The following is a 21,444-nucleotide window of genomic DNA, read 5'->3' on the forward strand; positions in this document are numbered from 1 at the left end:
GCCTCCTATTTTTCCTTTAAAACAAGATCTTCAACCGTTACCTGGACGGCCAGGGATTCCGGTTCGCCCATGGTTTCTAAGGCAGTACTTACATGCTGCTGTACCGTAAGGGCCAGCTGTTCCAGATTATCGCCAAAATAACCGGCAATATGGACTTCTACTGCCAAGGCTTCCCCGGCACGATGTACGACGATGCCGCGGCCCCGCGTGCCTGCCACGCCGGGAATCTCACGCAAAGCCATCGTTACCAATTGTTCATATACCGTGTTGGGGACAATATACTCTACCTGTTCTTCCATTTCCGTCATGGCCGCGCCTCCTCTGCTCCGTCTGCCGGAAATGTGATGCCTGTAACCATGACATTCACTGCGCTCACAGTACACCCGGTCAGCCTTTCTACCGCTTCCTTGACTGCTTTTTGCACTTGCAGGGCTATGTCGGGAATGCGGCAGCCACCGGAGACAATGAGACGTACTGTAATTTCTGCTTCATTCCCTGCCAGTACCGTATCGGAGCCACGGCTCAGGCTGCCCCGGCCCAGGCGCTGTGCTGCTGCTTCGGCCAGATTCGCCTCCAGACCGCAGACGTGCCGTATAGACAGGGCTGTTTGGGAGGCAATAGCTGAGATGGCTTTATCCGTAATATGTATACTGCCCAGGGCATTTTGCTTTGTCGTTTCCATGACAGCTCCCTTATTGATAAAAAAGGAGCCGGCGCAAGAAGCATTCTACTTCTTACGACAGCCCCTTGCAAGTTAACTGACCTTATGCTCTGCCAATATAGTTTCCTGTACGGGTATCGATTTGGAGAACTTCGCCTTCGTTGATGAAGAGCGGCACTTTTACGACATAGCCAGTTTCCAGTGTAGCCGGTTTGCTGCCACCTGTTGCTGTATCGCCACGTACGCCCGGGTCCGTTTCTACTACTTTGAGTTCTACGGCAGCCGGCAAATCGATGCCGATAACCTTGCCTTTAAAGAGCATAACCGATACGGTCATGTCTTCTTTCAGGAAGTTAACAGCTGTGCCAAGGCTTTCCTTGTTCAATTCGATCTGTTCGTACGTTTCGTTATCCATGAAACAGTACATGCCTTCATTTTCATAGAGGTACTGCATCTGACGGCGGTCTACATGACCTTCCTGTACTTTTTCGCCGGCATTCCACGTACGTTCAACTACCGAACCCGTTTCCAGGTTTTTAATTTTAGCACGAACAAAAGCGGCGCCTTTGCCCGGTTTTACATGCTGAAATTCGACAACCTGCCATACCTGGCCATCAATTTCAATCGTTACACCTGGTCTGAAATCATTACTCGTAATCATCTTTTAACTCCTCCTATAACAGCTCCATTAATTCTTTGGGTGTTTTAGTCAAAATTTCACAGCCATCAGCTGTAACGGCAACGGAATCCTCTATGCGAACTCCATATTTGCCTTCTATGTACAGCCCCGGTTCTACCGTGACTATCATATTCTCTGCAAGGACACCGGAACTACGCGGTGACAAAACGGGTTCTTCGTGAATTTCCAAGCCTGTGCCATGACCCAGGGCATGCGTGAAATACTGGGCCTGATCATGTTTGGCAAAAAAATCTCGCACAAGTCCATCAATATCCTTTTTCAGCGCGCCTGCCCGTACGGCAGCAACACCTAACTGCTGGGCTTCCAAAATCATCTGATAAAACGCTTTCTGCTCATCGCTGGCCTTACCAACGACGACCGTACGGGTAATATCCGAATGATACCCTTCCCATACAGCGCCAAAATCAAAGGTCACGAAGTCGCCTTTTTCAATAACCTTCGGACTGGCCGTACCGTGGGGCATGGAAGACCGGACACCGGAAGCGACAATCGTCGTAAACGATTTTTCTTCAGAACCGGCTAAGAGCATATTGCTTTCCAGGCGTGCGCCCAATTCCTTTTCTGTCACGCCGGGCCTGATAAAGGGCAGCAATTCAGCAAAGGCTTTGTCAGCAATAGCACTGGCTTTACGTGTAGCCGCCAATTCGTAGGGTTCCTTTACAGCCCGCAGGATGTTCAGGTTTAACCCGGTAAAACGGCATGACGTTTGCGACGCAATCTGTTCATAGGCAAAATGCGTCAGAAAATTGCTTTCGTACAACACATGCTGTACGCCTGCATCGTTCAGTGTCTGCGCCATACACGCTGTCAGCCGGCCTTGGTGGTTAGAAATGGTATACCAGCTTCCGGACTGACTGCCTGCCTGTTCCGTATAACGCGAATCTGTCCAGAGGACAGCCACTTTACTCGTCACAACCAAGGCGCCTTCGCCACCGGTAAAACCGCTAAAATAGCGGAGGTTTTCAGGTTGCATCACGATTATTCCGTCTGCCTGCTGTGCCTGCAAAAACGTACGTAAACGGACGAGTCTTTCTCCAATCATGTTCATCACCTAATTTTTTATTTTACAACTTATCATATCATATATAGTATCCCTTGAAAAGGAAAAAACTGCCGTTTTTTCTCAAATACCCGTCATAGGTGCACAAAAATGCATTTCTTACAGGTCCGGCTGTATAAAAACGGCTTCTTTTTCCGTTTCCGTCAGGCGGCGCCATTGGCCAGGTGTCAGGCTGGGATCCAATACCAGGGCACCGATGGACAATCGTTCCAGGGCTTCTACGGTAAGACCCACGGCAGCGCACATGCGCTTGACCTGATGGAACTTCCCTTCCTGCACCGTAATCGTAAGCTCTTGCGCACCACTGGGAACCGCCCGGGCAGGCAGGCAGACGAGGCCATCGTCAAGCACCAACGAGCTCTGAAAACGGGCATCCACATCTGCCGGAATCGTACCGCTTACAGTCGCCTTATACACCTTGTTTACATGTTTTTTCGGGGCTGTTATGCGGTGAGCCCAGTCACCGTCATTCGTGAGCAGCAAGAGCCCTGTCGTATCCTTATCGAGACGTCCTACAGGAAAGAGGCCGGCACCGGAAAATTCCTGCGGCAGAAGATCAAGAACCGTCCGGGCCATACGGTCTGTCGTCGCCGAAAGGATACCGGCCGGCTTGTAGAGCATGACATAGGAGAACTCTTCATACAGCACACGTTCCCCCCGGACGGTGACGACATCCTGCTGCGGGTCTATTTTGGCACTGCTGTCTTTTACGACACGATTGGCAACACAAACGACACCGCTGCGGCACAATTCTTTAATTTCCCGGCGCGTACCATAGCCGCTGTGGCCCAGCATTTTGTCCAGGCGCATAGTTCCTTTCATAGCTCCTCCTACATGACCGTATGTTGGCTGCCTACCCATTGGGGCTCGTAGCCTGGCATACCTTCTAAATGCTGGGTACAATTCATGAGCGTCATGACGCTGCGATTGCCATAGTATTCAATAATCGTAAAGGCTGTATTATATTGCTGGAAGCACCAAAGCTTGCGAAAATCCAGTTCTAAGAGGCCAAAAAGAAGGCAACGGATGGCAGCACCATGAGACACGATGAGGACTGAATCGCCATCTGTATGCTGTGCCAGAATTTCCTTTGTCTTTTTCGTAATGCGATCGCGAACTTCCAAAAAGGATTCACCGCCGCGGGCTCTCAGCCTTCCTTCTGAGGCATAAAAGGCCTCGATTTCACCGGGCCAGCGTTTTGTAATTTGATCGTATGTATGCCGCTCCCAGACGCCAAAACTAATTTCCTGCAATTCCGCATAGGTTTGTACCGTCAGCCCATGCGGTGCTGCAATAATTTCTGCCGTTTTTTGCGCCCGCGATAAGGGGCTGGCATAGATTCCATCAAAATGGACCGGTTTCATAAAGGTACTGAGACGCCGGGCCTGTTCTAGTCCCGTTTCATTTAAAGGGATATCCGACGATCCCTGGAACCATTGCTGGGCATTTCCTTCCGTTTCACCATGACGAACCAAATATAATTTGATCATACATTACTTCCTTTCTTATAGGATACCGTGCAGGCTGGCACTAATTCCTAAGAGCACTAATTCCGTGAGTTCTGTGACAGCCCCATAGGTATCGCCTGTGACGCCACCTAAATGGCGTGTAATATACGTGTTAGCTGCCAGACTGGTCAGCATGGCAGCTCCTAAGAGAATGAGATAATACCAGGTGCCGGCAAGAACAGGCACCAAGGCTGCCAAGAAGCCCCAGGCCAGTGTATGGGCCGGGGCATAGCGGGCAAAGGCTTTGCCCAGCCCTTCTTCGCGGGCATAAGGAAATTCGAGAACACTGATGAGGGTCCCGTAGCGGGCGGCCGCAGGTACACCTAAAAGAACCACATACGCTAAGAGGCCGTTTACATTAGCGAGAAAGCAAATCTTTAGTATAGCCAGGAGAAAAAAGGCCATGACACCATTCGCCCCGACACGACTGTCTTTTAGTATTTCCAGCATGCGTTCACGGCTGCGTCCGGAAAAAAGTCCGTCCGCTGTATCCATAAAACCATCGGCATGGAGGCCGCCCGTGAGCAAAAACCAGGCGGCTACGATACAAACAGCGAGATAGAGACCGGAAAAGGCAAAGGAAAAGAGCCACCAAAGCAGGCAGAGAAGTGCCCCAATGACCGTGCCAACTAAGGGAAAACAACACAAGGAACCGCCAAAGGCCTCATTTGTCCACACCGTTTGCTTGGCCAGGTGGATCCGTGACAGAAATTGCAGGGCAATGAGAAAGCGTGTCATAAATGGTCCTCCACCGGCGGCAGGTGTACACTCTTTGCCTTTATTTCCGTCGTAATACCGCAGATACTGACATACACTTCATCGGCAGCCGCTGCCGTTTGCTGATTCAGCAGGCCGAGCAGATCCCGGTACTGCCGGCTCAGGGGTTCCATTGGCACGATGCCCGATCCCACTTCATCAGTGACAATCACAATGGTCTTTTCACCACTCTGCCTGAGCGTACGCAAAACCAACGCCCATTCACGTTCAGCTTCTGCGATACTTTCTGCAAAAGGCTGCGCTGTACGCTGCAGCAGAAAATTAGATACATAGAGAGTCAGGCAATCGATAAGCAGGGCATCGGCACATGCTAAAATATGATCCAATTGTCCCAAGAGACCTGCCGGCACTTCAAAGGTCTGCCACGCTGCAGGCCGCCGTGCCTGATGCCGGTCAATACGTGCTTTCATTTCTGCATCTAAAGCCCGGGCTGTCGCTATGTAGGCATGCCGGCCGGGACAGGCAGCCAGGTACCGTTCGGCAAACTCACTTTTCCCGCTGCGGGAACCACCGGTAGCTAAAACTAGGTGCGCCATACTGTTCTCCTTTCAAGACAAGATTAGAGATATTATACCACAAGAAAAGGTACTGCCAAAATAAAAACAGGGCTCTTGCGAGCCCTGCTCCTTATTTCTGCAATTCGTCATGCAAATGAAATACTTCCGGAATAATAATCTTTTCCATACCGATTTTAATCAGGCGTGGCAAGCCTGGCAGGCAAAAGACCAGGCACTGCCGGCAAACGCCGGCACTGGAACGATACGCCAGGGACTGGACACCGCAATCGTTGCGATAGGCCAGGGCATCCATGAGGCCGGCAAAGCCCGTAATTTTTTTATCAAATATCGGTTCAATAGCTTCCAGTGTCACATCCCGCTTGGCCAGGCCTGTACCACCGCTGGTAATGACGACATCGACGCTGCATACCCATTCATGCAAATGCCGTGTAATTTCTTCCCTGTCGTCACGGACGATCTGATAATCCACTACCTGATGACCGGCATGGGTCAAGGCCGATTGAATCATCAGGCCGTTCGTGTCATTTGAAAAAGTACGGCTGTTACTGATCGTCAGAATAGCCGCCCGTAAAGGATGTTCCTCGGTCATTTTTTTTGACAAAACAATACCCCCTTTTTTGAGAAACACATTACATCATTTTAGATACTATACATAAAGCCGCAATCGCCTTATATGCTCTGCCTGTTATTCCGATTTTTGCGCGCCTGCACGGACAGCGTCTGCTAACGTTTTCCCTGTCAGCAGGGCACATAGAAAAGGCGGCATGAAAGAAATGCTGTCTCTATCTGATGGATACGCTGAAAAAGACGGTCCATCGATTTGTACCCGGCCAGCGCGGACAGCCAAACTAAGCCGGCAGTTCCCTTGCCGCGGCAAAGGGCGTTCTTCTTCCGACCAAGTCAAATGGGCATAGGCCTGCCATTCTTTATTTCTCGCCTGGCGCCGCTGATCGGCTACGACAAAGAGCCCATTGTCTGCTGCTTGCCGTGCCGCTTCAGTAACGAACCGGCTGTAGGTTTCCGGGCCCATGGCTGCACTCGCTGAAATATAGAGAAAGAGAAAATCTTCCCAATAGACAGCGTCAGACAAAAAGTCCCTCTCCGGTAACGCCGGCCCTGTGGCAACAAAGGTATCATCCCAGCCGGCTTCCTGGCAGATAGCGTGTCCTGCAACACCGCTGTTAAGAGCGCTGACAGGCTGGCCGCATTGTGCAAAGGCACGTGTGAGCCTCTTATCTTCAGCACGCCAAAAAGACTCGTCCTGCCAGTGCGAAAAAGGCAGTCCGATGTACAAGAGAGCCATACGATCACTTCCATTTCTTCTATAGTATAATATTCAACCTAAACAGATAAACTCCTGCTTTTTGCACAGCGAAATTTATTTTCTTATTGTACAAAATAAAGGCAGCCGGTTCCATGCAAATAGACGAAAAGAACCCTTTATCTTAAAATGAATTCTGCTATAATATATTGTATCAGAATCATAAATTTGTGGTTTAAAGGAGAAGATTTATCATGTTAAAAAAACTAGGTTCAGCGCTGATGCTTTTCGTATTTTGCAGCTGCACATTGGTTTCTGCCATGTTTTTCGATGACAATCCCCGCTACATTCAGGTTGGTCACGATGCCCTGACGGAATCCTATATCGATATGACTTCAATCAGCCCGATCCGCTACGATCCGCCCTATTACGTCATCCGGGCCACAGTCCTGACGTTCGATTTTTCCACCAATACCGCTACGGGCTACGAAGACAACTTTTTCTACGACTTTAATTCCCAGGCGGTAAAAACACAAACCCTTTCGACGACGACCTACGACGACAAAGGCATTCCCCGGGCACAGGTAGTCAATCCTGACCCGGAAGTCGTGTCTTCCGAACGGTACTCCGTCAACGGCAACGCTGCTGACAAGGCCTTCTTCAATTGCTATAACATGACCTTCTACCACAGTTTTAATAAAGACAATGCCAATAAGAACAAATAACTAACACGCTTCCCATTCCCGCGAAAGGAACTGATACGTATGAATACCCTGTTGCATTATGGCGGTATGATCGTCACTGTGCTTTTTATTGCAGCCGTCCTTTACTCTATGATCATGGCAATCCGCCGCCGCAATCGCAAACAAAAGGCAAAGGAAGCCGTCATCAAGCGGCCCCACGTAAAAGTGGCGAATCTGCACCAATTCGATATTAAGCCATCTGATGGCTACTATAAATACCCTTTAGGTCCGGAACAATTTACACGCCGCCGGCCCCGCCGCTTTACAGCCGTTTCTATCGAACTCGCCGGTGAACAGCCCTATTCCATTTATCTCATTGGCTTTGCCGAATTTGCTGACGGCGAATTACGGGACCAGCATTATTTCTATATTCAGCCGCCGGAAAAAGACATTTCCCACGTAACCAATCCTGATGTAACGTGGGATCTCTTAAGCAAAGCTGACGAATTTGGCGAATATTGGAATGCCGGTATGAAAGACTATTTTATCGACCACACGCTGATCTGTCATAACGCAACGTACGTCATAGGCTGTATAACGCACGCCTTAACGGTCTTCGGCATCGAAGTACCTCAATTCCGCTTCATCGATACCTTGGAAATTGCCAAAAAGCTCTACTCCTTCGAATCAAATAAGCTGGAAACGATTTGTGATGAAATGGATATCGACCTGGATCAGTATAACTGCCTGAGCGAAGCCCGGGCTATTGGACAGTTCTTCTACCTGGCCTGCCGTGAATATCCGATGTATGTGCCCCGCCTCCATTACACGCAGGGAGGCCCTAGCGAAACAGAGCTCTCAGCCAGCCTGGTAGCCCTGGCAGAACGGGAAGAAAAGACGGCAGCCGAACTCTTCGAAGAACGTCCGGTCGACACGTCTTTATTGCAAAAGCTGGTCGCTAAAAATTATTTGGAACCCGGCGAAAAGGAAGGCACCTATTATGCTACCGATACGGGCCTTGATTTCGCGGAAAACCTGCCTTAACCGTTGTAGTATAAAAACAGGCCATCCCTAAAAAGGATGACCTGTTTTTTTATGCTAAAATATCTTCCAGCCACGAGATCGCATCTTGCATCATATTCGTCGTAACGAAGTGCTTTAAGCCCGGATACGTAATATAGCGGCTACGTACGCCGGCGTATTGGTACAGCCGGTCCATATAAAAGGTTTCCGCTGCCGGATTGACCGTATCATCGTCCCCTGCCGTCAAAGCCAGGACTGAGCGTCCTGACAGCTGATTCACATGCGTATAGGGATCAAAGCAGGCAATTTTTTCTTGTAATTCCGGCAGAAAATCCATAGGTTTAAGGGGCAGCTCTGCCCGCAAGCGCCGCTCTGATTCATCCCACCAGCCGGACCCGTTCATAGACACGGCCGTTACGACTTCAGAATACCAAGTAAGTACGCCCAAGGCCGTAAAGCCGCCTAAGGAATGTCCCATGACAGCCAATGGTACGTGAGGCTGCCAAGTTTTGGCATAGTCAATAAGCTGGCGGGCCTCTTCCAGATTACGGAAAATTGTTTCCCAAAACCGTTTATACGCCCGGGGATTTTCGTCATAATCGATCAGCCCCCGTTCGCCATGATAAATAGCTTCCGGAATCAGTACGTCATATCCATAGGCTGCCAGAATATGACCGCGCAGGGATTGCAGCTCTTTCGTGGAACTCCAGCCGTGGTAAAAAATAATGACGCCCTTTACTTTTTCATGGCCTTCAATTTTGAGACAAGGAATGTCCCCAATATATATTTTTTCTTCTGTAATCATTCACGTATCATCCTTCTGAGACAAAAATCAAATGGGCCGTGTCCTCTTTCCGGCACGGCCATTGAGAGTCGTACTATCGTTCTTTCGGTCGCATTGAAACAGGCTTTTGCAGTAATTCTGACCACACGAGGCCAGCGTAAATATCCCGGGCCGGCCCTTCAAGGCCGCTCCAACACGCAGGCTGCACCCGCTGAGGTACCACCGTTTCCGGACCTGCATCATGCTGTGAAGAAGGTAACGCTGCTGCCGCCTGGAGCTGTGCCTGCGTATACGCCGGCTGAGAAGAAGAAGTGCGGCGCCGTTCCGGTACGCTCTCCGGTTCCGGCTCCGGTGTGCGACGCTGCCACGGCCACGGCCCTTCTTCTTCGGGCTCAGTCTCATAAGGCGCCTGTGCCGGCGGCGTTTGCGGCCGGCCTGTCGTCTGAGGCGGCTTTTGTCCCGGACGGCTATGGCCGCGTGTAGGATACTTGCGTTTTTTCCGTAGCAAATCAGGCAGCGAAAGGAGTGCCATGAGCAAGATTATACCAATGATGGTTTCCATAGGCTCACCTACTTATCTGTAACCGGCGGCATAGTATGATCGTCTTTATGTGTCGTCATCGGCGCCTGGCCTTTGGGAACGCCGGCTTGGGCTACGGCGTCACGCATCTTTGTATCAGCCATAATATTGCGCATAGTGTAGTAATCCATTACGCCCAAATGACCTTCGCGGAAAGCCTGGGCCAGAGCCAGTGGTACTTCAGCCTGGGCTTCTACGACCTTAGCCTGCATTTCCTGCGTGTAAGCCTGCATTTCCTGTTCCTTGGCAACCGCCATGGCCCGGCGTTCTTCGGCTTTTGCCTGGGCAATCTGCTTATCTGCTTCAGCCTGGTCGGTTTGCAGGCGGGCACCGATATTACGGCCTACGTCGACGTCGGCAATATCGATGGAAAGAATTTCAAAGGCTGTCCCGGCATCAAGGCCCTTACTGAGGACGGTCTTACTGATTTCATCAGGATTTTCCAGTACCTGCGAATGATCCGAAGCAGACCCGACGCTGGTAACAATCCCTTCGCCAACACGGGCAATAATCGTCGCTTCACCGGCGCCGCCTACGAGACGGTCGATATTGGCGCGAACCGTGACACGGGCCCGTACCTTTAATTCAATACCGTTTTTGGCGACGGCCGAAATAAAGGGCGTTTCAATAACCTTCGGATTGACACTCATCTGTACAGCTTCAAGGACATCACGGCCGGCTAAATCGATGGCGCAGGCCCGTTCAAAGGTCAGGGACATCGTGGCCCGATGCGCTGCAATGAGGGCATCGACAACGCGGTCGACGTCGCCACCGGCCAAATAATGAGCTTCAAGCTGATTGACATTGACATCGAGGCCGGCCTTGTTGGCTTTTACCAACGGCAGGATAATTTTCGACGGTACGACACGGCGCAGGCGCATACCGATAAGGTTGATAATCCCTACGGAAACGCCGGCTGCCATGGCCGAAATCCAGAGACCAATAGGGACAAAATGTAAAAACAGGGAAATTACGACGATTGCCGCTACAATGATGACCAGCGGTGCCGCCAATAACGAAAGCATAGACATACGTTACCCTCCTTTATTCTGTTCCGGTACCGGTTCGACGACGACCCGTGTACCTTCCACTTCAATGACCCGTACTGCCACGCCACGGTCGATATAGGAACCATTCGAAACGGCATCTACCCGTTCCTTACCGATGCGGACAATCCCGGCAGGACGCAAAACGGTAATCGCTGTACCCCGTTGAAACAGGTACTTGCTTTTATCTTCCTGTGACGTATATCCCTTTTCTTTCGTCGAGCGGGTAGTCAAGGCAATTTTGGCAAAAAGACGACTTTTTGGTAAATGCTTGCCAATGAAATAAAAGAGCACGATGGCAATGACAATACCACCAGCCAGAATATAACACGCCTGCACTGTAGCCCCCAGCAGCCAAAACAAGCTGCCAAATACAAACAAAATCCCCACTACGCCAAAGATACCGATGCCCGGCGTGACCAATTCCAGACCGATGAGCAAAAGGCCGGCAAAAAAGGCACCTAACCCTTTTAGGCCATCAGCCAGAGATCCATCGCCGGAAATAAAGAGGACACCGCTGAGCAGCAGGGCTGTCAAGAGGCCTATACCGACACCGGCCGTCTTGATCTCAATAAGCACAGCTGTCAGAATGAGGCCGATGAGGAGCATGCGCACGTATTCATTTTGCAGCAGGCCGAGACCACTATCCCACCAGGTTTTATTTTCATAGTAGACCTTGGCATTGCCCAGACTGAACAAATGAAGCGCATCTTCTACGGTATCAGCGGACCCTTCTGAGAGGTTCAATTCCCGCGCTTGCGTATCTGTAAGTGCTAAAATTTCACCAGCTGCCGCATAATGGGGCAGGCCGGCATTTTTATCTACCATCGCTTCGGCTACACGCGGATTATGCCCCATATCGGCAGCGGTCGTACTGAACTCTGATTTTAAAGCAGCAATATTTTTTTCCGTAGCCGGTATGGGTTCTGCCGCGCCAATACTGCTGCCCGGTGCCATAATGATGTGCCTGCAGGAAAGGGCAATGAGCGCCCCTGCTGACCAGGCCCGTGACGAAACAAAGGCAATGGTCGGGATCGATGTTCCCTGCAAGATATCACGAATACGGAGCGCACTGTCGACAAGACCGCCCTGCGTATTGATCTCTACGACAATGGCCTTGTCCTGATTTTCTTCAGCATCCTTTACGCCGCGTTGGACTAATGCAGCCTGGCCGGCATCGATTTCGCCAGAGATTGTAATGACCCGGACGGCATCTTCTGCCTGTGCTGGCTGCATGCCTGCCAACCCGGCCCAAAAGAAGAAAATAAATAAGCATATGCCAATTAATCTGGCACGTTTCAATGGCCTCACCTCCGCGTTATGGTTTCTCCTCCCCCTTGGTCCGCCGTTCGATCCCTTTAAAATATCCTGCAGCCTGCATGGCTGCCAGCTCAGAGTCAGAAAGCGTCCGGGCTGCATGCCGTTCTGCTTCTTCCCGTGGCTGCGCCTTTACAATAGAAATTTTGTCAATGACGGCATCATACACTTCAGCTGATTTATTTTCTTTCAGCCATTCCAGCATATGTATTACCCAATCATGACAGGACCAGGACTGTTCTCCGTGGTTGTGACCGCGCAAAATCTGTATCTGTACCTTTTCCGGTATTTTGGCAATGAGCCAGTTCCACATTTCATATTGTATAAGATACTCGTATTTCGCATCGATCTCACGCAAATGTTGCCCATGTAATTCCAGTTCATAGCGGGACCAGAATAAACCAAGAGTCATTCCGATTACCTCCTAATGGTATATCCATATAGTGAATTGCACCCCGCATAACGTAAGCCGTTGGAAGCAGGGGCTTTGGGGATACGATCCGTATCCGTTTAAGAAGTTTGGTGTATATCCCATAGGATTCAGGCTACCCTTATTCTTACAGGCGCATTCACTTCGCCTGTGGCGTATAGGGCACTAAGGCCCGCAACGTTGCTTTTACACAGAAGGTGCAATTCCCCATTGATGACAGCATATACTGCCTGTAGAGGTACGCTCCTTCGGCTTACATTAGATAAGGAAAAGCACAGTTCATCAAAACAAACTGTGACCTTTCCATTACCATAATTTTATACATTTTTCAATAATTCTGCAACTCCCAGGCCAGAACAAAAGGAAACAAAAAGGACAAGCCGTCCTCATGCTATATCACGCACAAAACGGCTTGCCTTTTATCATGCACATCTTACAACGTATTCATCTTATCTACAGAAAGGAGGAAGCTGGGCGCATAGTCCTGAAGAAACTGGGCCACTTCCGGTAAAGGCAGGGCGCGCAGATTGGCGCCGATCGTATCATAGGCTTCATCAAATTCGCGATTGCCGGCATACTTTTCCTGCAAGCATTTTAAGTACGCACTGAGCATATCCGCGGCCTTCACATAGGGCCAGACGGGATCCTCTTCCGCCTGGCAGAGCAACGGTTCATACGCTGCCTGTAAAGAGGCAGGCAGTGTTTCCAAAAGCCGTTTTTGCGCCAGCTTTTCTACTTCGCCATAGGTTTTACGCATAACAGGGCTAAAATATTTGACTGGCGTAGGCATATCGCCTGTATAGACTTCGCTGGCATCATGATACATAGCCAGGAGGACCGCCCGGCCGGCATCAACCTGATCCTCTGCTGCTGTTACACGCTGATTGTGCAAGAGGCACAGGTGATAGGCAATCATAGCCGTCTGTAACGTATGTTCCTGAATATTTTCCTCAATCGTATTGCGCATGAGGCTCCAGCGCCGGATAAAGCGCATTCTCGCGAGGATAGCAAAGAAATGGCTCATAGGGACTCCTTATTTGCGGAAGAGGCCCATAGCCTGGCAGACCTTTTCGTAGGTTACGCTGGCCTTAGCGTGAGCTTTTGCCGCACCGGCATCGAGAATACGGTCTAATTCCGGATCGCCTACGAGTTCCTGGTAGCGGTTCTGGATCGGTTCGAGAACAGAAATGACCGCATCAGCCACATCTTTTTTGAAGACGCCATAGCCTTTGCCTGCATAGGCGGCTTCAATTTCTTCGTGTGTCTTGTCCGTCACAGCCGAGAGGATTTCGATGAGGTTAGAAATGCCCGGCTGGCAATCAACATCGTAGCGTACCGTGTTTTCGCTGTCTGTCTGGGCCCGTTTGATTTTCTTTTCGATGTCCTTTGGATTGTCAAGGAGATAAATCGTCGCTGTTGTATTATCGTCAGATTTGCTCATTTTTTTCGTCGGTTCCTGGAGGCTCATGACACGCGTACCGTCGTGGCCTAAGAGAATCTGGGGAATGGTGAATACTTCGCCATAAAGGCGGTTAAAGCGCTGGGCCAGATCGCGTGTAATTTCCATATGCTGTTTCTGGTCATCACCGACAGGAACGTAGTTGGTCTGATACAAGAGGATATCGGCAGCCATGAGAGGCGGATAGGTCAGAAGGCCTGCCGGGATAGAATCGCCCCGCTTAGAAGCCTTATCCTTATACTGGGTCATGCGTTCCAGTTCACCCACATAAGAGAGGGTCGTCATGATCCAGCCGAGCTGGGCATGTTCCGGTACTTCCGACTGCACGAAGAGCGTCGCTTTTTCCGGATCAAGACCGGCTGCCAAATAGATTGCCGCCAGCTCGCGCGTACGCTGATGCAGGAGCTTCGGGTCCTGCGGTACGGTAATGGCATGCTGGTTAACGACGCAATAATAGCATTCGTTGTCATGCTGTACTTTTGTGAAATTGCGCAGGGCGCCTAAATAATTGCCTAATGTAAGATTACCACTCGGCTGAATGCCGGAAAAAATAATAGACATAGTTTGTTCCTCCTAGATATAAAAAAAGCCTTCCATCCCCTATCATAAGGGACGAAAGGAAAGTAGGTTCCGCGGTACCACCCTGGTTGGCTAAATGCCCGGCTCTGCAATGCACATCATATGCACTCTTTCATGGTAACGGTGAAAGCTCCGGCCAATCTTACTCGCTTCAGATGGCATCTCCCGGGCCCATTCACTTTTCCGCCTCTTACCGGTCTTGCACCACCACCGGCTCGCTGAAAAGGGTTTTGAAAAAGGTACTTGCTCCCGTTCATAGACTGTATCTCTTTGTACAGGTGTAATTGTATATCCTCTCACAGGCCTTGTCAATATATGGACACAGAAATCACCGCGTTCAAAGGGATGCCTTCCCCTAAAGTCATATTTTTTCAAGTCAACACTTGACTTAAAGCACACTTAAGGTCCTATAATAGATATTATTATTTCTTCATGATTAAAAGGATACAGAGGGGGCCTTTTATTTGGAACCTATTTCACGCAGAACCTTTTTAAAGCTCGCCGGCCTGGCCGCTATCGGTGTTGCCGGCGGTTTAGCATATGAATTTATTCCTGGCGCCAAGACCGTCACTCATCAGGCCGTGCGCTCGACAAAGGCGGCGGCTGCCCATTATGAGCTCACGAGCGATGTGGACATGCTCCATTTGTGGCAGGTCATTACGGCAGATAGCCGTACGTCACGTACCATTTCCTGGCAATCAGCCCTTTCTGAGGAAGAAGCTGTTGTCGAATACCGCCTAAAGGATGCTGAAGATGCCTTTGTCATTTCTGCCGGCAATGAAACTTTTACGGACGACGATACGACGACGTACCTCCACACGGCAACCATCCAGGATTTAAAGACCGGTACGGCGTATGAGTACCGCATTGGTTATGGCGACAAGCGGAGTGACTGGTATTCGCTTCACACGGCAGAGGGCAGCGATTTTAAGGCCCTCATCTTCCCTGATTCCCAGTCCAGCGACTATTCCGTCTGGCGTGATACAGCTGTGCCAGCGTATGAACGCAACCAGGATGCCCAGTTCTACATCAACATGGGTGACCTCGTCGATAACGGCCAGGACCACTACCAGTGGAGCGCCTGGTTCGGCGCCATCGAAAAAATGGCCAGTGCCATTCCGATTGCCCCCATTCCGGGCAATCACGAAACATACAACCGCGACTGGAAGGTCCGCTTCCCCGAAGCCTACGTACATTACTTTTCCCTGCCCGATAATGGCCTGAAAAAGTATAAGAACCAGTTCTATACCTTCGATTACGGCGACATCCACTTTATCTGCCTGGATACGCAGTTTACGGAAATGGAACAGTTCCAGCCATCCCTGGAAGCCGACGAAGTGGCCTGGCTCAAGAACGACGCCGCCAAGACAGACAAGAAATGGAAGATCATCGTCATGCACAAAGATCCTCTGCAATACGCCTTCAATCCGGCTGTGCGTAGTGGCGACCGGCAAAACGGCTTTTCTGCTGAAGGGGAAACGTTCATGCCTATTTTCGACCAAATCGGCGTCGACGTCGTCTTGTCGGCCCATCTCCACACATACCGTAACCGTGGCCACATCCGCCAGTTTAAGCGCGATCCCGCAGGTCCGCTCTACATCCTCACGGGTGTCGCCGGCAACGTACGGTATCCCAGCCTCTGGGCTACCCATCCCTTAGACGAATACGTACCACCCCAGCCGGAAACAGACAATTACATGGTCATGGAAGCAACGAAAAATAAGCTTACCTTCCAGTGCTTCCTGCCTGACGGTACCCTTCTCGATACGGCAAGTGTCGAAAAATAACGTCTTTTCCCTTAAGAGGACAAAAAACGTAAACTTTCTTCATTTTTCGTTGCAAATGGTACTAGTCAAGCGAAATAAGTATGATATAATAAACTCAAGTCCGGAGATTAACGTCCGGAACTGTATTTCGTAGGGAGGAATCAAAATGCCAGCTATTACTAAAGATACAGGTATTATTGCTGCTGTCCAGAAATATCCGCAGATCGTTCAGATCTTCCAGGCTTATGGTCTGGGCTGCATTGGCTGCATGGCCGCTCATTTCGAAACTATCGGCGAAGGTGCCGGTGCACACGGAATTGACGTAGATGCCTTAGTTGCCGATCTCAATGAATGTATTGCTGACAGCAATAACTAATGAACATATAAAAAGGCCAGCCTGTTATGGGCTGGCTTTTTTATATACTATATTAAGAGGTATCTCTATATAACGAAAAAGACTCCGGCGTGGCTTCCGGAGTCTTTTTCTCTTGTGGATGTGGCTATTATTTGTATTGGTGGCAAACATTCTCACATTAGTTGGACATGATGAAGTTGTTCAACTAATGTGGATATTATATGCTTACTTGTTTCTTCTGTCAAGGAAATTTCCAAACCTTTAGAAAGATAAATTCAAAAAAAGAATACCTCTGCCACAAAGGGTGGAAGTATTCTCTCTATCGTTCACATTATATATCAAAATGATTTTTAGTAATACCATGCTGCATATGGATTCGCATGGCATCACGCGCTCCAATCGGGTCGCGGCGTTCTAAAAATTCTGCCACTAACAGATGATCCGTTATAGTGCTTTCGCCGGCTTGTACATACTGATCGTAATAGGATACATCCTGGGCTATGATGCGGTACAAAATAGGAATCATCTTTTCCAGATAGCGGTTGTGCGCAGCCTGGATAATGGCTGCATGAAATGCTTTATCCGCTTCCGTGCGGTCTTCACGGTTACGGATTTTTTTTTCAACTTCGTGACCTAATTCTACGATACGCTTAATTTCCCGCTCGCTGCCCCGTTTAGCCGCCAAATAGGCAGCCGCCGGTTCCAGAATGAGCCGCATTTCATTTAATTCGTTAAAGTCGTGTACATCCAATTCCATCTCCGAAAAGGGATTGATCCGTTTTTCCAAATCCTTTTTTTCGACAGCGTCGGTAACAAAGGTACCGCTGCCCCGACGGATATGTAAAATGCCATAGGCACTGAGAATACGGATTGCTTCGCGCAACGTATTGCGGCTAATATGGAGTTCCCTGGAAAAATCGTTTTCATTGGGTAGCCGGTCGCCTGCATGGAAGCGTTTTTCTTCCGTAATCATGGCTAAAATTTGATCGGCTATATCTTGTGCTAAAATACGGTTTTCTGCCATATGCCTCTCCTTTTTCTCCTCTGTGATCGTTGCAGTTGTTAGTGTTCCAGTACCTCTGCATACGACCCGCCATCTGGCGGGGTGCAGCCTAGGAGCCATACAGACAAAATAAAAACTGCCGTTGCACTAACGCAGCGGCAGTTTCTATGCCTCTTTCTGTATCATCTCTACAAACAAATTATTCAAAATAAATGACGGCAGCTGCAAGGCTAATGATAACCACAGTTGTTAACAGCGGAATAGCGTTTTTAATTCTATTCATAATGATGCCCTCCCCTCCAGTTGGTTCTCAGCGTTGTTCATCGTTCGTTTTGTTAAAACGGGGGCAGAACCAATACTGTCAGAGCTACTCGCAGAGTACGGTAAGGCAGAGTCTCCTTTTGACTTCTCGCTCGCAATGCTAGGGAATCGTTTTTGTATAATACTAGGACACTAACAATGTTACATTAAGTACGTACTTAATGATCACACTGGTTTCTTTATATTTTTATTATATAACATATTTAAAAAATGTCAATCAGGAATGTGTTCTATGCATACAAAACATAAATAAATCATTTCTTATATCAAAAATGCAATAATCACCTTTTAGACACAAAAAATACGCACGACACCTGATTCTTCTCTCCTCCGGTGTCGTGCGTACGTTCAGTCATCAGTTATTCACTGCTGGCTGCATAGGTGTATATATTTTTTTACTACCTGGGCCATAGCTGCTTCAGCAGCCTTGGTCATCGTTTCAAACCGCGTATTCGGATCCATGTGTTCTGCCAGGAACACGCGCGCAGCCTGAATGCCTGCAGTAGACACTTCCGTATTGATGTTGATTTTACGGATGCCCCGGCCAATGGCCTCTTGCAGTAAGGGGAACGGAATTCCGGAGCTGCCATGAAGCACCAAGGGAATATCCGTAGCGGCTTCAATCTCAGAAAGGCGTTCCAAATCGAGTGTCGGTGTTCCTTTATAAATACCGTGGGCATTGCCAATAGCAATTGCCAATGCATCTATACCGCTTTCCAACGCATACTGCTGTGCCGCTGCAACGGTCGTATACCCTTGTGTTCCTTGCACTACGCCACTACCGTCTTCTTCATTCATGTAGCCCAGTTCCCCTTCTACACTGACATCCAAGGCATGGGCCAGGGAGACAATATGGCGGGACAGGGAAATATTTTCCTGAAGCGGACGGGCTGACGCATCAAACATGACGGAAGTAAAGCCGGCCCGCAGGGCACGAAGAATATTCTTTTCATTGCGGCAATGGTCCAAATGCAAGACGACAGGCAAAGACGCATCACGTACATAAGACAAAATGAGCGCTGCAGCTGCTTCAATAGGCATATGGCTGTCATAGGACTCACCAAACGAGATAATAACCGGCGTCTGGGTTTCTTGCGCCCCCTGCCAGACAGCTTGTACCGATTCTACGTTATACACGTTAAAAGACGGTACAGCAATCTTCCTTTCCTCTGCATATTGCAGCATTTGTTTAAGATTGATCAGCATAGACTAACTCCTGTCTCAGGCATTCATCATAGCAACGACGTCACGCAGCGTCGTTACTTCGCCTACATTGCCCGGGAATACAACATAGCTCATACCCGGGAACTTGCTTTCACTGCCGGCTTTCCAGGCAGGAATCCCCGGAGCAACCTGGCCCAGAACCAGGGCTTTTTTAATATGCAGGCCCTTGGTAGCTACGTCACTGGACGTGATACCGCCTTTAGAAATGATAAATTTCGGCTGAATCGTCAGACGGTTGACAATCTGTACGAGGGCATCAGAAATCTTAACGAAAACGCGCAGCGAATCTTCTTTCGTATCCATCTTTAACAGCTTACGGCCTGTCATAACGGCTGTCGTTACGCCATGTTTAATATTATCTTCCGTCTTTTTAATAACCCGTTCGATTTCAGCTTCCAGTTTTTCATCCGATTCCAGAACCATGAGGTGATTGAATTCGATGAATTCAATGCTATCCAGTTCCTGCAGCTTTTCCAGCTGCTGAGTCGTCTTCTTTACATGGGAGCCAATGATGATGAGACCGCCGTTCGTATTGCCTTTGACGACCAATTCATCTTTCGTCAGCAATTCTTTATCGGACACGCCGCCCAATACCTTCGTCAGTGCAGCTGCCGAACGGAACATGAAATGACGGCCTTCGCGCATGGCTTTCAGCAAAGCCAACGCAAATACTTTTACGTCGATATAATCGGTGCAGTTGACGATTACTTTGTTGAAGTCATGAACGGCAACCAACTGCTGGGCAATAGCATCGACATTACCGGCCCGCAGATCTTCTAAAGAAATGCAGGTTACGCTGTCTGCTTTAAAGGCGCCGCCCGTTTTTTCTTCAATGTATTCAGGCATCGTAGCCGCTTTATAGCCAAAGGTGCTGTCTTGGGCAAATTCCGTTTCGTTAGCCGGAACGAGGTATTCCCCTTCCTGTACATAGTGAACGTTGCCAATGGTAAAGCGGCCGCCTTCTTTAAAGAACGGCATAAGTACTTCCCCATCGATGACAGGAGCCCCGTTGGCTTCGAGTGTTTCTTTCAGGGTTTTTGTTTCCAGCGGATAGTGCCCGCGCAGTGTAGAGTCGCTGCGGCTGATGATGATGAAATCTTTACCCGTTGCTTTGGCTACGTCGGACACGCGTTTAGCAATATCTGTATGTACCTGGCGCGTGTAGTCCTGGGTAAACGCACGGGAATTGGTGAGCACATAAAATTCCGAATTTTCTTCGTTAAAGCCCTGTGTCAGCGTGTCTTCCGTCCATTCTGTGTATACAGAAATATCGTGAACTGTCTGCGTTCCTGTCGGATCATCATCGAGCACAACGATTTTTTTATTGAATTCTTTTAATTCTTTCAGGAGTTCCTGACTGATTTTTTCTTCATCTACCTGTACTTTCGGCAAGGACTGAAATAATTCAGCCTTTAATACTTTTGCCATGCTTTTTGTCTCCCCTTTCGCTCAGGTCTTATTTTTCGTTGGTCTTTACGGTAACGCCGGAAATCTGTTCGTAGAACTGTACATAGCCGGCATGATCGTCCATGACGTGGCCAGACTGTTTAAGGCTGAGCTGGATCTGCTGTACAATGCTGGAAAGGAGGAGAGGTACCTGGAGGTCACGGGCTGTATTCATGACGTTTGTAATATCCTTCAGGTTAACCTTGATCGTACCGCCAGCGCGGAAGTCACGGTTGAACATTTTCGGAGCTTTCGTTTCCAATACGGTGCTGCCTGCTAAGCCGCAACGAACAGCTTCAAAAACTTTTTTCGGATCGGCGCCGGCTTTTTGTGCCAGAACGAGTGCTTCAGCAACGGCGCAAATGTTGACGTTAACCATGATCTGGTTAGCCAGTTTAGTAACAGAGCCGCTGCCTGTCGGGCCGACGACGAGCCAGCTCGAGCCCATAGCTTCAAAGGCTTCTTTGATCTTTTCGGCTGCTTTTTCGTCGCCACCGATCATGAAAGCCAGGGTACCGTTAATAGCGCCTTCTTCGCCACCGCTTACAGGCGCATCGAGGAAGGGGCAATTTTTGGCAGCTGCCAAATCGCGGCACTGCTGGGATTCAATAGGAGATACGGAGCTGCTGTCTACGACTACCGTACCGGCATCGACACCGGCGAGGATGCCGTCTTCAGCCGTAAGTACGCTCTGTACAATAGCAGCCGTCGGTAAAATCGTGAAGACAGCGTCTTTACCGGCTGCCAATTCTTTCAGCGATGCAGCCGATTTACCACCTGCTGCAACAACTTCATCAACTAATTCCTGTTTCAAATCCGATACGGTTACTTCAATGCCGGCTTTCAGCATGTTCATAACCATCGGTTTACCCATAACACCTAATCCTACAAAGCCAACTTTTAACATACTCGTTTCCTCCTTTAATATAACTACATGTAAAAA

At 49.3% G+C, this 21,444-nt stretch carries 25 protein-coding genes and 1 other annotated feature; of the genes, 4 read left to right on the forward strand and 21 right to left on the reverse strand.

Translation table 11 applies throughout. The features are described from left to right. Positions 1–5 precede the first annotated feature (5 nt). From PGX44_RS09410 to PGX44_RS09455, 10 genes are all read right to left on the reverse strand, one after another. On the reverse strand, positions 6–308 hold the full coding sequence (locus PGX44_RS09410; RefSeq protein ID WP_498855189.1) for an Asp23/Gls24 family envelope stress response protein: 303 nt from the start codon (positions 306–308) through the stop codon (positions 6–8). Continuing rightward, positions 305–682 (reverse strand): Asp23/Gls24 family envelope stress response protein, encoded by a 378-nt coding sequence (locus PGX44_RS09415; RefSeq protein ID WP_186503145.1) that lies wholly within the window; start codon positions 680–682, stop codon positions 305–307. The genes PGX44_RS09410 and PGX44_RS09415 overlap by 4 nt, the downstream gene beginning before the upstream one ends. Positions 683–764: 82 nt before the next feature. After that, on the reverse strand, positions 765–1,322 hold the full coding sequence (gene efp, locus PGX44_RS09420) for an elongation factor P (protein ID WP_186503144.1): 558 nt from the start codon (positions 1,320–1,322) through the stop codon (positions 765–767). A gap of 13 nt (positions 1,323–1,335) precedes the next feature. Further along, the gene (locus PGX44_RS09425) at positions 1,336–2,403 is read right to left on the reverse strand and encodes a M24 family metallopeptidase (protein WP_498855190.1); all 1,068 of its coding nucleotides are present in this window, start codon (positions 2,401–2,403) and stop codon (positions 1,336–1,338) included. Positions 2,404–2,520: 117 nt separating this feature from the next. Further along, positions 2,521–3,243: a pseudouridine synthase gene (locus tag PGX44_RS09430; RefSeq protein WP_498855191.1), complete on the reverse strand. Its 723-nt coding sequence runs from the start codon at positions 3,241–3,243 to the stop codon at positions 2,521–2,523. Positions 3,244–3,251: 8 nt separating this feature from the next. Next, positions 3,252–3,911 (reverse strand): histidine phosphatase family protein, encoded by a 660-nt coding sequence (locus tag PGX44_RS09435; protein WP_498855192.1) that lies wholly within the window; start codon positions 3,909–3,911, stop codon positions 3,252–3,254. A gap of 15 nt (positions 3,912–3,926) precedes the next feature. Continuing rightward, entirely contained in the window at positions 3,927–4,667 is a 741-nt protein-coding gene (gene cobS / locus PGX44_RS09440; protein WP_498855193.1) for an adenosylcobinamide-GDP ribazoletransferase, read from the reverse strand. Then, positions 4,664–5,242: a bifunctional adenosylcobinamide kinase/adenosylcobinamide-phosphate guanylyltransferase gene (gene cobU / locus PGX44_RS09445; RefSeq protein WP_498855194.1), complete on the reverse strand. Its 579-nt coding sequence runs from the start codon at positions 5,240–5,242 to the stop codon at positions 4,664–4,666. The genes cobS and cobU overlap by 4 nt, the downstream gene beginning before the upstream one ends. Before the next feature lie 91 nt (positions 5,243–5,333). Next, positions 5,334–5,813, reverse strand: coding sequence for a MogA/MoaB family molybdenum cofactor biosynthesis protein (locus tag PGX44_RS09450; RefSeq protein ID WP_288298843.1), 480 nt, complete (start codon positions 5,811–5,813; stop codon positions 5,334–5,336). A gap of 96 nt (positions 5,814–5,909) precedes the next feature. Next, entirely contained in the window at positions 5,910–6,527 is a 618-nt protein-coding gene (locus tag PGX44_RS09455; protein WP_498855195.1) for a hypothetical protein, read from the reverse strand. A gap of 212 nt (positions 6,528–6,739) precedes the next feature. Here PGX44_RS09455 and PGX44_RS09460 point away from each other — a divergent pair, with 212 nt between their 5' ends. Further along, positions 6,740–7,210, forward strand: a complete 471-nt coding sequence (locus PGX44_RS09460) for a hypothetical protein (protein WP_498855196.1) — start codon at positions 6,740–6,742, stop codon at positions 7,208–7,210. 39 nt (positions 7,211–7,249) lie between these two features. Further along, the gene (locus PGX44_RS09465; protein WP_186504573.1) at positions 7,250–8,212 is read left to right on the forward strand and encodes a 3'-5' exonuclease family protein; all 963 of its coding nucleotides are present in this window, start codon (positions 7,250–7,252) and stop codon (positions 8,210–8,212) included. Positions 8,213–8,261: 49 nt separating this feature from the next. Here PGX44_RS09465 and PGX44_RS09470 read toward each other — a convergent pair whose 3' ends face one another. The 7 genes from PGX44_RS09470 to trpS all read right to left on the reverse strand — a co-directional run bounded on the left by PGX44_RS09470 (position 8,262) and on the right by trpS (position 14,368). Continuing rightward, entirely contained in the window at positions 8,262–8,996 is a 735-nt protein-coding gene (locus PGX44_RS09470) for an alpha/beta fold hydrolase (RefSeq protein WP_498855197.1), read from the reverse strand. 73 nt (positions 8,997–9,069) lie between these two features. Then, the gene (locus PGX44_RS09475; protein ID WP_498855198.1) at positions 9,070–9,537 is read right to left on the reverse strand and encodes a hypothetical protein; all 468 of its coding nucleotides are present in this window, start codon (positions 9,535–9,537) and stop codon (positions 9,070–9,072) included. 8 nt (positions 9,538–9,545) lie between these two features. Further along, a complete protein-coding gene (floA, locus tag PGX44_RS09480) occupies positions 9,546–10,586 on the reverse strand; it encodes a flotillin-like protein FloA (RefSeq protein ID WP_186503136.1) in 1,041 nt (346 codons plus the stop codon). 3 nt (positions 10,587–10,589) lie between these two features. Continuing rightward, positions 10,590–11,837 (reverse strand): NfeD family protein, encoded by a 1,248-nt coding sequence (locus PGX44_RS09485; protein ID WP_498855199.1) that lies wholly within the window; start codon positions 11,835–11,837, stop codon positions 10,590–10,592. Positions 11,838–11,919: 82 nt separating this feature from the next. Further along, entirely contained in the window at positions 11,920–12,330 is a 411-nt protein-coding gene (locus PGX44_RS09490; protein WP_186503134.1) for a hypothetical protein, read from the reverse strand. 451 nt (positions 12,331–12,781) lie between these two features. Then, positions 12,782–13,372, reverse strand: coding sequence for a 5'-deoxynucleotidase (gene yfbR / locus PGX44_RS09495; RefSeq protein ID WP_498855200.1), 591 nt, complete (start codon positions 13,370–13,372; stop codon positions 12,782–12,784). A 9-nt stretch (positions 13,373–13,381) separates the two neighbouring features. After that, a complete protein-coding gene (gene trpS, locus PGX44_RS09500) occupies positions 13,382–14,368 on the reverse strand; it encodes a tryptophan--tRNA ligase (RefSeq protein ID WP_498855201.1) in 987 nt (328 codons plus the stop codon). Positions 14,369–14,412: 44 nt separating this feature from the next. After that, positions 14,413–14,652 (reverse strand) — a binding site (T-box leader). 198 nt (positions 14,653–14,850) lie between these two features. Here trpS and PGX44_RS09505 point away from each other — a divergent pair. Further along, positions 14,851–16,173: a purple acid phosphatase family protein gene (locus PGX44_RS09505; RefSeq protein WP_498855202.1), complete on the forward strand. Its 1,323-nt coding sequence runs from the start codon at positions 14,851–14,853 to the stop codon at positions 16,171–16,173. 145 nt (positions 16,174–16,318) lie between these two features. Further along, positions 16,319–16,528: a DUF1858 domain-containing protein gene (locus PGX44_RS09510; RefSeq protein ID WP_186503131.1), complete on the forward strand. Its 210-nt coding sequence runs from the start codon at positions 16,319–16,321 to the stop codon at positions 16,526–16,528. Positions 16,529–16,838: 310 nt separating this feature from the next. Here PGX44_RS09510 and PGX44_RS09515 read toward each other — a convergent pair whose 3' ends face one another. From PGX44_RS09515 to PGX44_RS09530, 4 genes are all read right to left on the reverse strand, one after another. Beyond that, complete coding sequence (locus PGX44_RS09515; RefSeq protein WP_307973606.1) at positions 16,839–17,531, reverse strand: FadR/GntR family transcriptional regulator; 693 nt, start codon at positions 17,529–17,531, stop codon at positions 16,839–16,841. Positions 17,532–18,194: 663 nt separating this feature from the next. Continuing rightward, complete coding sequence (locus PGX44_RS09520; RefSeq protein ID WP_498855203.1) at positions 18,195–19,037, reverse strand: class II fructose-bisphosphate aldolase; 843 nt, start codon at positions 19,035–19,037, stop codon at positions 18,195–18,197. 15 nt (positions 19,038–19,052) lie between these two features. Next, complete coding sequence (locus tag PGX44_RS09525) at positions 19,053–20,483, reverse strand: four-carbon acid sugar kinase family protein (RefSeq protein WP_498855204.1); 1,431 nt, start codon at positions 20,481–20,483, stop codon at positions 19,053–19,055. A gap of 28 nt (positions 20,484–20,511) precedes the next feature. Continuing rightward, positions 20,512–21,408 (reverse strand): NAD(P)-binding domain-containing protein, encoded by an 897-nt coding sequence (locus PGX44_RS09530; protein ID WP_186503127.1) that lies wholly within the window; start codon positions 21,406–21,408, stop codon positions 20,512–20,514. Positions 21,409–21,444: the final 36 nt, after the last annotated feature.

It is taken from the genome of Caecibacter sp. AF58-12pH5A, from assembly GCF_027681725.1.
GTDB classification, from domain to species: Bacteria; Bacillota; Negativicutes; order Veillonellales; family Megasphaeraceae; genus Megasphaera; species Megasphaera hominis.

Excerpts from the sequence above, each read along its gene's own strand:
- PGX44_RS09410 (WP_498855189.1), bottom strand. The coding sequence starts at position 308 with ATGACGGAAATGGAAGAACAGGTAGAGTATATTGTCCCCAACACGGTA.
- PGX44_RS09415 (WP_186503145.1), bottom strand. The coding sequence starts at position 682 with ATGGAAACGACAAAGCAAAATGCCCTGGGCAGTATACATATTACGGAT.
- efp (WP_186503144.1), bottom strand. The coding sequence starts at position 1,322 with ATGATTACGAGTAATGATTTCAGACCAGGTGTAACGATTGAAATTGAT.
- PGX44_RS09425 (WP_498855190.1), bottom strand. The coding sequence starts at position 2,403 with ATGATTGGAGAAAGACTCGTCCGTTTACGTACGTTTTTGCAGGCACAG.
- PGX44_RS09430 (WP_498855191.1), bottom strand. The coding sequence starts at position 3,243 with ATGAAAGGAACTATGCGCCTGGACAAAATGCTGGGCCACAGCGGCTAT.
- PGX44_RS09435 (WP_498855192.1), bottom strand. The coding sequence starts at position 3,911 with ATGATCAAATTATATTTGGTTCGTCATGGTGAAACGGAAGGAAATGCC.
- cobS (WP_498855193.1), bottom strand. The coding sequence starts at position 4,667 with ATGACACGCTTTCTCATTGCCCTGCAATTTCTGTCACGGATCCACCTG.
- cobU (WP_498855194.1), bottom strand. The coding sequence starts at position 5,242 with ATGGCGCACCTAGTTTTAGCTACCGGTGGTTCCCGCAGCGGGAAAAGT.
- PGX44_RS09450 (WP_288298843.1), bottom strand. The coding sequence starts at position 5,813 with ATGACCGAGGAACATCCTTTACGGGCGGCTATTCTGACGATCAGTAAC.
- PGX44_RS09455 (WP_498855195.1), bottom strand. The coding sequence starts at position 6,527 with ATGGCTCTCTTGTACATCGGACTGCCTTTTTCGCACTGGCAGGACGAG.
- PGX44_RS09460 (WP_498855196.1), top strand. The coding sequence starts at position 6,740 with ATGTTAAAAAAACTAGGTTCAGCGCTGATGCTTTTCGTATTTTGCAGC.
- PGX44_RS09465 (WP_186504573.1), top strand. The coding sequence starts at position 7,250 with ATGAATACCCTGTTGCATTATGGCGGTATGATCGTCACTGTGCTTTTT.
- PGX44_RS09470 (WP_498855197.1), bottom strand. The coding sequence starts at position 8,996 with ATGATTACAGAAGAAAAAATATATATTGGGGACATTCCTTGTCTCAAA.
- PGX44_RS09475 (WP_498855198.1), bottom strand. The coding sequence starts at position 9,537 with ATGGAAACCATCATTGGTATAATCTTGCTCATGGCACTCCTTTCGCTG.
- floA (WP_186503136.1), bottom strand. The coding sequence starts at position 10,586 with ATGTCTATGCTTTCGTTATTGGCGGCACCGCTGGTCATCATTGTAGCG.
- PGX44_RS09485 (WP_498855199.1), bottom strand. The coding sequence starts at position 11,837 with ATGCAGCCAGCACAGGCAGAAGATGCCGTCCGGGTCATTACAATCTCT.
- PGX44_RS09490 (WP_186503134.1), bottom strand. The coding sequence starts at position 12,330 with ATGACTCTTGGTTTATTCTGGTCCCGCTATGAACTGGAATTACATGGG.
- yfbR (WP_498855200.1), bottom strand. The coding sequence starts at position 13,372 with ATGAGCCATTTCTTTGCTATCCTCGCGAGAATGCGCTTTATCCGGCGC.
- trpS (WP_498855201.1), bottom strand. The coding sequence starts at position 14,368 with ATGTCTATTATTTTTTCCGGCATTCAGCCGAGTGGTAATCTTACATTA.
- PGX44_RS09510 (WP_186503131.1), top strand. The coding sequence starts at position 16,319 with ATGCCAGCTATTACTAAAGATACAGGTATTATTGCTGCTGTCCAGAAA.
- PGX44_RS09515 (WP_307973606.1), bottom strand. The coding sequence starts at position 17,531 with ATGGCAGAAAACCGTATTTTAGCACAAGATATAGCCGATCAAATTTTA.
- PGX44_RS09520 (WP_498855203.1), bottom strand. The coding sequence starts at position 19,037 with ATGCTGATCAATCTTAAACAAATGCTGCAATATGCAGAGGAAAGGAAG.
- PGX44_RS09525 (WP_498855204.1), bottom strand. The coding sequence starts at position 20,483 with ATGGCAAAAGTATTAAAGGCTGAATTATTTCAGTCCTTGCCGAAAGTA.
- PGX44_RS09530 (WP_186503127.1), bottom strand. The coding sequence starts at position 21,408 with ATGTTAAAAGTTGGCTTTGTAGGATTAGGTGTTATGGGTAAACCGATG.